The organism is Salegentibacter sp. Hel_I_6 (assembly GCF_000745315.1).
GTDB lineage: Bacteria > Bacteroidota > Bacteroidia > Flavobacteriales > Flavobacteriaceae > Salegentibacter.
Genome location: NZ_JQNQ01000001.1, coordinates 1,940,901 through 1,953,697, shown reverse-complemented (window position 1 = coordinate 1,953,697; position 12,797 = coordinate 1,940,901). Strand labels below are relative to the sequence as shown.

Sequence of the window (12,797 nt, the reverse complement as noted above, 5' to 3'; positions counted from 1 at the left end):
TTGCAACTAATTTTGCGAAAAATAATTGTAAATATCAAGTTATGAATTCAAATGAAAAGAACAATTTAGCGCTAGAGACTTTAAAATTTCCTGTACATTACGATGCTAAGCAACAAACAATTTGGGATGCAAAAGGTATGATGGTTTGCGACATTAAAGGATGGGGTAAAATCCAGTTTATGAATAAATCTGAAGACCGGCAGGATGCGATTGGTGAATTAATAGCTAGTTTGCTAAATAAATACCAACGAAATGAAAATGCCAGGATTGACGAAGAGCTTTTTAGAATGTTGGCTTCTTAAAATTACCTTTTATATTTAATTTTTTATGTTAAAGCCTTTCTGAAGTTTTAGTGAAACGAATAAGGATCTTATATTTAGCTGCATTTCCTGAAGTATTTAGTAAAAGCCGGCAATCCGGTTTTGTTAATCAAAATCTACATGCGGCAAGACTACAAACTACTTTTCTGCTTAACCCTACTATTTTCTTATTTCACAGCTTCTTCTCAGGAATATCGGGAGGCCTATGAAAACTTTGATGACTTCGTAAATAAAGAAAATACCAATTTATTTTACGGAAAAGAATATGTTGAGCAACATGCTCTTATAAACAACAAACATAAATTTTTCAGTAAGTCTTCCTTTTTAAAGGGAGAGGTGGTATACAGTGGCCAAATCTATCATGATCTCGATTTAAAATATAATATTTTTGACGATTTACTTATCGTAAAAATTGAGAAGCAGGCCGGGGATGCTACTTTTGAATTGTTTAAAAACAGGATTCAAAAATTTAGTATAGACGGTCATACTTTCATAAATATTCCTCCTAAAAATAACACTGAAGTCCATGGTTTTTTTGAAGTCTTACGCGAGACCCATTCCCTTACATTATTAAAAAACCACCGCAAAAAAATTAATAAACTACTCACCAAAAATTTCACTTATTTTGAATTTGAGCCTGAACCGGCGCAATATGTTATTTCTATTTCCGAAGAATATTATAAGATTAACTCGCAGTCAGATTGGGCTAAAGTTTTTCCTGAACATATAAAAAAAATTGACAGTTATTTTAATAATAAAAAAGCCTTGAGGGAGAGTGCTCCCGATAGGTTTATGCTAGAATTGTTCCTTGATATTGCTGAAATTTATAATCCGAATAATTTATAATCTGAATGAGAGTATTTCTAGCCGTTCTATTTCTTTTTTGTAGTGCTTTTAAGCTTTCGGCACAGGAAAGTACATCCATAAATCTAAGTTTTGAAGAAGCCCAGATAGACAAAGTGATTATGATGATTGAAGATCAAACTGGATATAAGTTTTTCTATTCAGAAGAATGGTTGGGCGATAGAATTATTTCTGGCTCTTATAATGACGAGGATTTGGAAATGGTGCTAACTGAAATTTTTAATGGCACAAACCTCAATTTCTATTTCCTGAAAGATCAAATTATTCTCACCAGGAACAATGTGATTTATGAGGAGCTCCCTGGAAGTTTTTATCCTGAAAAAACAAGAGATTCTACAACTACAGAAATGCCAGTCTCTGCGAAAGAAACACCTGATGATAGAAACTACCAGCCTGTTTTTTATCGCGAATCTAAAACTGTTTCAGAAGAAATGGAGACCATTTATATAGGAAAAGAGGAAAAGGCCAATCAAAAAAGTCTATTTAAACTTTCTGGTATTGTTACCAATGTTGAAACAGGTTTGCCAATTCCCAATTTATCGGTGGTAACCGCTAACGGAAAACAGGGTTCGGTAACCAACGAAGAAGGTTATTATGAATTGCCACTTCCTGCCGGTGCTAATATTGTTGAAACTATTTCTTTGGGAAGTTTAGATATTCGAAAACGAATTGTCATTTATAATGATGGACGTTTAGATCTTAGTCTCGAGGAAAGTTTTGAGCAACTAGGAGAGGTTTTAGTAGATTCTGAGGCCGATCGTAATGTGAGAAGTGTAATTGCTGGAGTAGAAAGTATAGACGTTAGTCAGATCAAGAATATTCCATTGGTATTGGGGGAGCGTGATATTTTAAAGGTTGCCACAACTTTGCCGGGAATAACCACGGCCGGGGAAGGTGCTGCAGGATTTAATGTAAGAGGTGGTAAGACCGATCAGAACCTGATTTTACTGGACGATGCGGTTATTTATAACCCAGCGCATTTTTTCGGAATTTTCTCCGGAATAAATCCGTTTACTACCGGTGAAGTAGATATTTATAAAGGAAATATCCCTGCAGAATATGGAGGGAGATTATCATCGGTTTTCGATATTAAAACTAAAGATGCAAATACCAACAAATTTACCGGCGAGGTTTCCCTTGGTCCCGTAACCAGTAATGTAGCTTTAGAAATCCCTATCGTGGAAGATAAATCGGGGTTAATCTTAGGTGGGAGAAGCACTTATTCCGATTGGATTTTGCGAAGTCTGGACGATGAATCACTCGCCAATAGTAGCGCTTCTTTTTATGATATTATTGCAAAATATAACCATAAATTTAACGAGAAAACTAATCTTAGAACAACCGCATATTATAGTCGTGATGTTTTTAGCATTACTTCAGATTCCCTTTTTAGGTATAGCAATCTTATTTTTTCAGCCAATCTAGATCATAAGATTAACGAGCGAAATAATATGGAAGTGATCTTATCTAATAGTGGTTACCAATTCGATATAGATTATGAAAGTCAATTCAATAACAATTTTACTTCTGGATATAAAATTAATGAAACTGAAGCTAAAATAAAGATGAATTACAGGCATAGCGCCGCTCACAATATTGAATATGGTTTGAGCACAAAACTTTATCTCGTAGATCCGGGGGAAATCTCTCCTTTGGGAAACGAATCTATAATACGACCTTTGCAAATTGATAGGGAGCAAGGATCTGAAAGTGCGCTATTTATTTCTGATAACTTTAAGGTGAATGATGAGTTGCTAATAAGTGCGGGTTTAAGATATTCCTTATATGCGGCACTGGGACCTAAATCCCAAAACACATATGAAGAAGGTGTACCAAGAAACGAATCTACTTTAACGGGAACCCGCGAAGTAGGAAATGGCGAAGTTATAGAAACCTATGCCCGGCCAGAGTTTAGGTTTTCAGCCCGATATTCTTTTCTTCCAGATTTTTCGGCTAAATTAAGTTATAATAATACCTACCAATATATTCATACCCTTTCTAATAACACTACAATTTCCCCAACTGATACTTATAAACTCACCGATCTAAATATAAAGCCACAACAGGCAAAACAATATTCTCTGGGATTATATAAGAATTTTGACGATAATATATATGAATTTAGTGTAGAAGGCTATTATAAAGAATCAGATAATATATTGGATTATAAAGTTGGCGCTCAATTATTTTTAAATGAAAATGTTGAAACCGAAGTTTTACAGGGCGATAGCAAAGCTTATGGAGTTGAGTTTTTACTTAAAAAATCTGAAGGAAGATTGAACGGTTGGCTAGGATACACCTATTCCAGGTCTTTGTTGAGGTTAGATGGTGATTTTAGGGAGCAAAGGGTTAATAATGGAGAATTCTTCCCTGCAAATTTTGATAAGCCGCACGATGTTAGCCTGGTGGCTAATTATAAACTAACTAAAAGATTTAGTTTTTCAACGAATTTTGTGTATCAAACCGGAAGACCGGTAACCATACCTGTTGGTAAATTTAATCCGGGAAATGGACAGATACCTGTTTATAGCGACAGGAATCAGTTTAGGATTCCAGATTATTATCGGCTGGATTTTAGCTTTAACGTAGAGGGAAATCATAAGATTGAAAAATTTGCACATAGTTTCTGGAATATTTCAGTATATAATGTGTTGGGTAGAAATAATCCTTATTCGGTATTTTTTGTGACTGAAGATGGAGATATCCAGGCCTATCAAAGCTCTATTTTTTCAATTCCAATCCCAACGATTACTTATAATTTCAGGTTTTAATTAAAAGAATGGAAAAATGTTTTTAGGAAAATATAAAATCGTAATGTTCTTTGCCTTTTGCTGCCTGTTTCAGTCCTGCGTAGAACCTATAGAGTTTGAGCCCGATGAATATGAAGATATTCTCGCAGTAAGGACTACTATAACCGATAGCTTAGAAACCCAAAAAGTTTATTTGAGTCGAACTTTTTCTTTTGGAGAAGATGGCCCGTCACCCGAGGGCAATGCCACGGTATGGATCACTGATGATGCTGGGAACGAATATGAATTTAGGGAAACCGAAACTGGGGAATATCACTCGATAAATCAATTTCGGGCACAGCCGGGTATAGATTATCAACTTCAAATTAATACCACTAATGGGGCTTCTTACAATTCTGAACCTACACAATTATCAAGTAGTACTCCAATAGATAATGTAGAAGCCCAGCGATTAACGGTAAACGGAGAAGATGGAATAGCTATTGAAGTAGATAATTACAATACCGGGGAAGCAACTGCATTTTATCGTTACGAATACGAAGAAACCTATAAAATAGTTTCGCGCTACAGGTCTGATTATGATCTTATTTATGAAGATGAACAATTAAAAGTTGTTCCAAATACCAGGGATGAACGAATTTGCTATAATACCTTAAATTCTACAAATTATATCCTTGCTAATACGAGCGCTTTGAGCCAAAATAATCTTGAAAATTTTCTGGTGAAATTTGTTGAGACCGCTAATCCTAAACTATCGCAACGTTATAGTTTGTTGGTAAGGCAAATTGCGATTAGCCGGGATGCACATTATTATTATACTACTATGGAAAGACTTTCTGGTAATGATAATTTGTTTTCTCAAAATCAGCCGGGTTTTGTAGAAGGAAATATTATTTCAGATAACCCCGATTTAAAAGTACTTGGCTATTTCAATGTGTCCTCGGTCTCTACCAAAAGAATTTATTTTGATTATCAGGATTTCTATAGTATAGATGATCCCAGGTCTCATTTTAGCCAAGACTGCAATCCAGCAACTCCTTCAACTCATCCAGACGAAATTGGAAGTCTAATTGCTTTAGTGGAAATAGATTACGTGAGATTACTTAGAACAACACCAAATGCAACCAGGAAATATGAAGTAGTGGAAACTGAATGTATAGATTGTACTGTATGGGGTACCAATGTAAAACCAGATTTTTGGGAAGAATAAAAATTAATAATGTATAATCTATTAAAAATACTCTTGGTTTTCTTTCCGTTTTTCGGAATGTGGGCACAGCCAGTAACGTCCAATATACAGTTGCAGGAGAAATTTAAAGAACTTCCTCATGAGCAGGTTTTTGTGCATTATAATTCATCACTTTTAATGCCGGGTACTCAATTTTATTATAAGGTTTATGTACTTAATGCCGAAACAAATAAACTTAGTAAATTAAGCCAGGTCGCTTATGTTTCCCTTTTAAATAAGAATGGAGAGGAGGTTTTTAAGCATAAAATATATCTTGAAAATGGCCTTGGGGGAAGTGATTTTTTTGTTCCTAATAATGTTGCTTCGGGGCATTATAAATTAGTGGCATACACCCAGTGGATGCAAAATGGAGGGGTTCAGAACAGCTTTCGGGGAGATATTCTATCTATAAATCCATATCAAAGCGAGCAGAATATTATTAATTCCGATAAAAAAATAAGCACGACGAATCTAATAGACGTTTCAGTTGAAAATTTCGAAGAAATCTTATCACTTTCTTTAGCTAAGAATGTTTTTAGGAAAAGGGAAAATATAATACTGGAAATTTTAAACGCCGAAAAAATTTCTGGAGATTTTTCGCTTTCAGTAAATAAACTTACTGAATTCGAAATTCCCGAAAAACAAACAAGTTTTAATTATAGCAGCAATTATAAATTTGAAAAAATCTCAAATTCAGAATTTTATATTCCGGAGTTAAGGGGAGAGCTATTAATGGGAACACTTTCACCGCGACCGGAAAATTCAAGTCGCATGCCCCAGGTGGCACTATCTATAAATGGAGATTTTCCTGTTTTTAAAACCTCCTTAGTGAATAAGCGAGGAGAGTTTTACATTAATTTGGATGAGGAATTTCAACGAGAATATACCTTCATTCAGGTGATGGGTAAAGAAAATTCAGATTATAAAATTGATTTAAAGGAAAAGCCCAAGGTTAGCACTTCAGCATTAAATTTTAGGGATTATAAAATAAGCCCCGAGGCAAACGAAGAAATTCTGCAGCGCAGTGTCCATCATCAAATTGAAAACGCATATTACGAAGTGAAAGCCGATAGTCTGCCGGTAATAGCATTAATAAACAAAAATTTATTTCTCGGGGAGTCACAACTATACCCGCTGGATAATTATACCCGGTTTAAAACCCTTGAGGAAACTTTTGTAGAAATTATTTCTTTAGCAAGAATTAGAAAAGGGGAACAGGGTGAATCAGAGTTTCGGGTAAGTGGGATTCAAAATTCTCTGGATTATCGTTTACCACCATTATTATTGGTAGATAATGTTTTGGTTAAAGATCATGCTCATTTCATAAAATACCCTTCAGAGAAAGTAGAAAGTATTGAGGTTTTTAGAAATAATTATTACCTGGGACCAATGGTTGCACAGGGTTTAATTATAGTAAAAACTTTTGAAGGTGATTATGTAGAAACCATAGATGAACTCACGAGAATTAGCATAGAAGCTCCAGAATTGGAGAAAAACTATATCTTTCAGAATTATACTGATACAGGAAAATTCGAAAGGATTCCCGATTTTAGGTATCAGCTTTTCTGGATGCCTCAAATTAAGCTTGAAGAGAATAATAAGTCGATTGAATTCTTTACTTCAGATGTTACAGGAACTTTTGAGATTAGTCTGGAAGGTTTTACCATAGATGGAGATCCAATAAGCTTAAAGAAACAATTTAAGGTAGAATAAATTTCCCCGGAGCGCTATTTCTCTAAATTTGCTTAAAACCGTACTTTTGTAGATTCACACATATTAAAGTAGAATTTATGAAAAGTAGATTAATATTAAGCCTGCTATGCCTGGTTGTTTTTGGAAGTATGCAAGCTCAAAAACTGGAATCTCCTAACGGAAATCTCGAGATGAATTTCTCCCTTCAGGAAGATGGTACTCCGGTTTATAACCTGGAGTTTGAAGGACAAACTATTATTGAAAAAAGTAAGCTTGGCTTAGAGTTAAAAGAAGGGCAGCCGCTTACCGCAAACTTTAGCATAGAAAACACCGAAAAATCTACTTTTAACGAAACCTGGACACCGGTTTGGGGTGAAGAAAGTGAGATTGAAAATCATTATAATGAACTTGTTGTACATTTAAATCAGGAAGATTCAGAACGAAAAATGCTGATTCGTTTCCGATTGTTCAATGACGGGCTTGGGTTTAGATACGAATTTCCGCAGCAAGACAATCTTGCGCATTTCGTAATTTCAGATGAAAAAACCGAATTTGCCATGACCGGAGATCACACCGTTTTTTGGATCGCCGGTGACTATGATACCCAGGAATACGATTATACCGAAAGTAAACTTTCAGAAATAAGAGGCTTGATGGCAGAGGCGGTAACCGCCAATGTTTCTCAAAAATCATTCTCGCCCACAGGAGTGCAAACTTCGCTGATGCTTAAAACCGAAGACGGTCTGTATATAAATTTACACGAAGCCGCTTTATTAGATTATCCTGCAATGCACTTAAACCTGGACGACGAAACTATGGTTTTTGAATCCTGGTTAACACCAGATGTAAATGGTGATAAAGCCTATATGATCGCTCCCGGAAAAACACCCTGGAGAACTATAATTGTTAGTGATGCGGCAAAAGATATTCTTTCTTCCAGAATCACTTATAACCTAAATGAACCCAGTAAGATTGAAGATACTTCGTGGATCAAACCAATGAAATATATGGGCGTTTGGTGGGAAATGATCACAGGAATGAGCTCCTGGGACTATACCGATGAATTTGCCGCAGTAAAACTTGGTGAAACCGATTTTGAAGCCGCTGAACCTAATGACACTCACGCAGCAAATACCGAGAACGTAAAAAGATATATAGATTTTGCTTCGGAACACGGTTTTGACGGACTTTTAGTTGAAGGTTGGAATGTAGGTTGGGAAGATTGGTTTGGAAATTCTAAAGATTATGTCTTCGATTTTGTAACACCTTACCCAGATTTTGATGTAGATGAAATTAGAGAATATGCAAAAAGCAAAGACGTGGAAATGATTATGCACCACGAAACGTCGGCTTCGGTTAGAAATTACGAAAGGCACTTAGATACGGCTTACAAGTTTATGAAAGCCAATAATTACAACGCGGTTAAAACCGGTTATGTAGGCGATATTCTTCCAAGAGGAGAAAACCATTATAGCCAGTGGATTGTAAATCATTATCAATATGCGCTTGAAAAAGCCGCGGAATATGAGATTATGATCAACGCGCACGAAGCTGTTAGACCAACCGGAATTGCCAGAACCTGGCCAAACCTTATCGCCAACGAATCGGCTCGTGGAACTGAATACCAGGCCTTCGGCGGAAATAAACCAAATCACGTGACCGTTTTGCCTTTTACACGTTTAATTGGTGGGCCGATGGATTATACACCTGGAATTTTTAAAATGGATATCAGTAAACTGAATCCAGATAACAATTCTCACGTAAACAGCACCCTGGCGAATCAGTTGGCTTTGTATGTGACGATGTATTCGCCTTTGCAAATGGCAGCCGATTTGCCTAAGCATTATGAGCAGTTTATGGATGCATTTCAGTTTATAAAAGATGTGGCTATAGATTGGGAAAAAAGTGTTTACCTGGAAGCTGAGCCGGGAGATTATATTACGATTGCCCGAAAAGAAAAAGACGGAAATAACTGGTTTGTAGGTAATGTAAACGGACTTACGCCAAGAACTTCCGAAATTGAATTTGATTTCCTTGAAAAAGGAAAAACTTATATCGCTACGGTTTATGCTGATGCTGAAGATGCGCATTATAAAGATAATCCGCAGGCTTATGAGATTAAAAAATATCGCGTGAACAGTAAGTCTGAGCTTTCACAAAAATCTGCTCCCGGTGGCGGTTATGCGATAAGCATTATGGAAGCCAGTAAAGATGAAGTAAAAGATTTGGAGAAACTGTAGCTCAAAAAATGTATAGTGTATAATGTAGATTGTATACTGCAAATGATTCAATAACAAGAAACCCTCGTCAATTTGGCGGGGGCTTTCTTTTGATAGCTAACTAGTCAAAAGCTTTTCAATTAGAAACCGCATTTCATAAGAAATTAATAAATAATTTATAGTTTTAAGCAGTGTTAATAGATAATGCCCATCCAAACCCTACTTTAGGATGGGATTTTTAGTAGTAAAATTAATCGAATATTACAGTCAATTTTGGTAGATCAGCATGTTTAAATATTAAAATTTGAATCTTAGCAATTTTATAGAAAATACCTTTAAAAAACTTATCCCAGCACCCTTTACTTTAGCGGTGTTACTTACGTTAATCACCCTTTTTGTCGCGTTCTTCTTTACGGGAGAAACCAATACTAATTCTGCTATTCAAATCCTTGATTTCTGGCAAACCGGGATGTGGGATCCTGCACTTATTGTTTTTATGGTGCAAATGATGCTCATTTTGGTTGTGGGGCACATCTTAGTACTAAGCAAACCCGTTTCCTGGCTTACGAGTCAGTTAACTAAAATAGTAGCCGGAAATGCGAGCGCAGTAATTATCGTTTCGGTTTCAACCATGTTAGTCGCATTTTTTAACTGGGGACTGGGATTGATCTTTGGAGCAATTATGGCGAGGAAAGTTGCCGAAGCCGCTTCAAATAGAGGCTTCAAAATTAATTATCCCTTAATTGGTGCCGCCGGTTATGTAGGTTTAATGGTTTGGCACGGAGGAATGAGCGGTAGCGCCCCATTAAAAGCCGCTGAAGAGGGTCATTTAGCCAGTCTCTTTCCGGGTGCAGATGCGGCGTTTATTTCACAATTGCCCAATAGTCTTCCCACATCAAGTACAATTTTTTCTTCCTGGAATTTATTGATTTTCGGAACTTTATTGGTGTTAATTCCGCTTACGCTGTATTTGCTTTCCAGAATCAGCGGAACGAAAACGGTGAAAATTGAAACTGAAACAAAAACAAATCATATCGCAAAGATTACCGGTGCCGAAAAACTGGATCATTCAAAATCGCTAAGATTGATCTTTGGATTTCTTCTTCTCGCCGCTTTTTTCGCCAGTTATTCTGATGAAATTTCCGCAGGAAACCTTACGCCTAATATGCTGAATTTTCTAATGCTTTGCTTGTGTATTTTATTACATGAGTCTTTTGCTTCATTTTTAAAAGCTTTAGAAGAAGCCATTGGGGGAGCGGCGGCTATTTTAATTCAGTTTCCTTTGTATTTTGGGATAATGGGCATAATGCGGGAAACGGGTTTGGTGAGTGATATTTCTGGGTTTTTCGTGAGTATCGCAACCGATGTTAGTTTGCCGGTTTATAGCTTCTTTAGCGCTGGCCTCGTAAATATTTTTGTTCCCAGTGGCGGTGGGCAATGGGCGGTGCAGGGCCCAATAATTTTAGAAAGTGCATTAAAACTTGGAGTGCCACTTAATAAAGCCGTGATGGCTTTGGCCTATGGAGACCAGATAACCAATATGCTGCAACCTTTCTGGGCGTTGCCATTACTTGCCATCACCAAACTAAAAGCCCGTGAAATCCTTCCCTATACGCTGGTAATGATGTTGGTGGGAAGTTTTGTTTATATAGCAGGATTGCTATTGGTATAATTATTCATTAAAAATTTCAATAAATTACTTCGTGCTTAACTTTTATAAGCATTATGAGGGGTAATTTAATCTCAATTATCGAGTAAAACAGATTTAGATTTCTTATTTTATATAGAAATCAACACTTCTAATTATGGTACCGCCAAGAGATAAACCTATAAAAAGACATAAGGCTATTCAACCTTTGAGTAGAGAACATCACCAGGGGCTTTTGCTCTGCTGGAAAATTAGGAAAGGTTTTGAAACCGGCGTGGAACCGCAACGCATAAAAAAATATACCGATTGGTTTTGGGAAAACCAGTTACAAGAACATTTTAGAATTGAAGAAAAATATGTTTTTCCGGTTTTGAGCGCTCAGGATGTGTTGGTAAAACAGGCCCTGGAAGAACATGAACATCTGGCCGCCTTATTTTGTCAGGACACTGAAATATCGTTTGCTCTCGAGATGATTAAAAACGACCTGGAAGGACATATCAGGTTTGAAGAGCGGGTGCTTTTTAATAAAATCCAGGAAGAAGCTTCAGCTGAAGAGCTTCAGCATATTCAGGAACACCACGAAAAAGAAATTTCTTGCGGCCTTTGGGAAGATGAATTCTGGAAATAATTTTCAGTATTCCAAAGACCGCATTAAATTAATGAACAATTAGGCAGCTTCTGCCAGCGTCTTCCTTCCAGTTACTTCCTGTTTTAATCTAAACACAGTGTCTTTTTCGTAAGCCAGGAAATAATAGATCACAAAAAACAAGAAATACATGATCATTGATTTTTGTCTTAAAATGATTCCCAGGTTGGACATTACAAAAGTCATTGCGAAAGAGGTGGTGAAAAATAAGATCAGGCTTAGTTTCACATGTCCAGGTGCTGTTTTTAGAAATCCGAAGAAGCTCTTTTTAAACAACTTTCCGAACAACAGTAAATAGATAAAATTCTCTATAGATACGATCACACCAAGAATTCCTGGCGCATCAAAAAATAGCGGTCTAAACCAGAAGGTAAAGAATTTTTCAATAAGTGAATAGTCGGTCATGGGCACGCCTGAAGTTGCGTTGTCTAAACTTTGCGCCCTATTTTCAGTAAAAGAAAGAAAATCTGCGATTAGGTTTTGAGAGCTTCCGAGGTTTACTACGTCAAGAATTTGCTTATGAAAAAGCAATAAAACTCCAGTGATTGCACCTACGAAAATGGCTTTTTGCTTTAAGCTTATCTGGTTTTTATTGATAAATATACTCAACATTCCTGCACCGGCCAGTAATAAGAACATATGTGGCCTAATAGCGAAAACCAGAAGTGATCCCAAACTTAAGCTAAAGATCCTGTTTTTAGGCTTTCTTAATGCGTAAGCGAATAACATTAATCCCAGAAAAATAGGTGCGCCTTTCCCTAAAGAAGCGGTCCAAAAGTGCATATTTGGAAGGAAAAGTATAAGTATTAAAAAATCTATTTTTTTGAATATTTTGATATTTATCGCAATATTTTCTTTGAAAAATAGATAGGCGTAAACAAAGCCCATAAAGCCGATCCAGCTAAAAAGCAACATCATCATTTCGTAGCTGAAACCGAAGAAATTGATAAATGGATATGATAGAAAATCTATAAATGAGGTTCCGGTTTCTAGAAAGCCGCTCCAGGTTTTACCTTCTTTTCCCGGGACGCTGAAATAACGTTTGGAATCTGAAGGATTAAAAAAAGCATACGTATAATAAATCCCTGCAAAGACTAGGTGATAATAGAACAATTTGTTCATCAGGCTGGCTGAGAAAAAATCGTGTTTCTGTTTAATTTTTTTGAAAATATACTGGTTCAGCAAATGCAAAAACGGAATTAGCATTATCGCCTGCAAAAGGTTATGAATTAGATCTATATCTGGGGTCATTATTCTTTTCTTTCTTCCCATTAATTCAATTACCCTTCCTAAAAAATAAAGTTATGAGTGTTTGGCTTTTAACATTAAAAATTAACTGATTTTAAGTCTTTTAAGTGAAATTGATGTGTTTTTGATAATTTGAAAAGAAAAAAAAACGGAATTTCCCCATTAATTAATCCACAACTGTG

General features: G+C 36.2%; 9 protein-coding genes. 8 read left to right on the top strand and 1 reads right to left on the bottom strand.

Going from position 1 to position 12,797, the window contains the following annotated elements:
• Positions 1-41: 41 nt before the first annotated feature.
• From FG27_RS08555 to FG27_RS08520, 8 genes are all read left to right on the top strand, one after another.
• On the top strand, positions 42-302 hold the full coding sequence (locus tag FG27_RS08555) for a hypothetical protein (RefSeq protein ID WP_037318015.1): 261 nt from the start codon (positions 42-44) through the stop codon (positions 300-302).
• Positions 303-440: 138 nt separating this feature from the next.
• Complete coding sequence (locus FG27_RS08550; protein ID WP_037318013.1) at positions 441-1,166, top strand: hypothetical protein; 726 nt, start codon at positions 441-443, stop codon at positions 1,164-1,166.
• A 5-nt stretch (positions 1,167-1,171) separates the two neighbouring features.
• A complete protein-coding gene (locus FG27_RS08545) occupies positions 1,172-3,955 on the top strand; it encodes a carboxypeptidase-like regulatory domain-containing protein (protein ID WP_037318011.1) in 2,784 nt (927 codons plus the stop codon).
• A 16-nt stretch (positions 3,956-3,971) separates the two neighbouring features.
• Entirely contained in the window at positions 3,972-5,144 is a 1,173-nt protein-coding gene (locus tag FG27_RS08540) for a DUF4249 domain-containing protein (protein ID WP_037318009.1), read from the top strand.
• Between the two features lie 9 nt (positions 5,145-5,153).
• Entirely contained in the window at positions 5,154-6,875 is a 1,722-nt protein-coding gene (locus FG27_RS08535) for a hypothetical protein (RefSeq protein WP_156101218.1), read from the top strand.
• 77 nt (positions 6,876-6,952) lie between these two features.
• Positions 6,953-9,094 (top strand): glycoside hydrolase family 97 protein, encoded by a 2,142-nt coding sequence (locus FG27_RS08530; RefSeq protein WP_037318005.1) that lies wholly within the window; start codon positions 6,953-6,955, stop codon positions 9,092-9,094.
• Between the two features lie 283 nt (positions 9,095-9,377).
• Entirely contained in the window at positions 9,378-10,745 is a 1,368-nt protein-coding gene (locus tag FG27_RS08525; RefSeq protein ID WP_037318002.1) for a short-chain fatty acid transporter, read from the top strand.
• A gap of 133 nt (positions 10,746-10,878) precedes the next feature.
• Positions 10,879-11,349 carry a hemerythrin domain-containing protein gene (locus FG27_RS08520; RefSeq protein ID WP_037318000.1) on the top strand — a complete coding sequence of 157 codons (471 nt, stop codon included), beginning with the start codon at positions 10,879-10,881 and terminating at the stop codon, positions 11,347-11,349.
• A gap of 39 nt (positions 11,350-11,388) precedes the next feature.
• Here FG27_RS08520 and FG27_RS08515 read toward each other — a convergent pair whose 3' ends face one another.
• Positions 11,389-12,639, bottom strand: coding sequence for a hypothetical protein (locus FG27_RS08515; RefSeq protein WP_231563300.1), 1,251 nt, complete (start codon positions 12,637-12,639; stop codon positions 11,389-11,391).
• Positions 12,640-12,797 lie beyond the last annotated feature (158 nt).

What these genes read in the sequence shown, in the direction of transcription:
- FG27_RS08555 (WP_037318015.1), top strand. Translation starts at nt 42, where the DNA reads ATGAATTCAAATGAAAAGAACAATTTAGCGCTAGAGACTTTAAAATTT.
- FG27_RS08535 (WP_156101218.1), top strand. Translation starts at nt 5,154, where the DNA reads ATGTATAATCTATTAAAAATACTCTTGGTTTTCTTTCCGTTTTTCGGA.
- FG27_RS08545 (WP_037318011.1), top strand. Translation starts at nt 1,172, where the DNA reads ATGAGAGTATTTCTAGCCGTTCTATTTCTTTTTTGTAGTGCTTTTAAG.
- FG27_RS08550 (WP_037318013.1), top strand. Translation starts at nt 441, where the DNA reads ATGCGGCAAGACTACAAACTACTTTTCTGCTTAACCCTACTATTTTCT.
- FG27_RS08530 (WP_037318005.1), top strand. Translation starts at nt 6,953, where the DNA reads ATGAAAAGTAGATTAATATTAAGCCTGCTATGCCTGGTTGTTTTTGGA.
- FG27_RS08520 (WP_037318000.1), top strand. Translation starts at nt 10,879, where the DNA reads ATGGTACCGCCAAGAGATAAACCTATAAAAAGACATAAGGCTATTCAA.
- FG27_RS08515 (WP_231563300.1), bottom strand. Translation starts at nt 12,639, where the DNA reads ATGGGAAGAAAGAAAAGAATAATGACCCCAGATATAGATCTAATTCAT.
- FG27_RS08540 (WP_037318009.1), top strand. Translation starts at nt 3,972, where the DNA reads ATGTTTTTAGGAAAATATAAAATCGTAATGTTCTTTGCCTTTTGCTGC.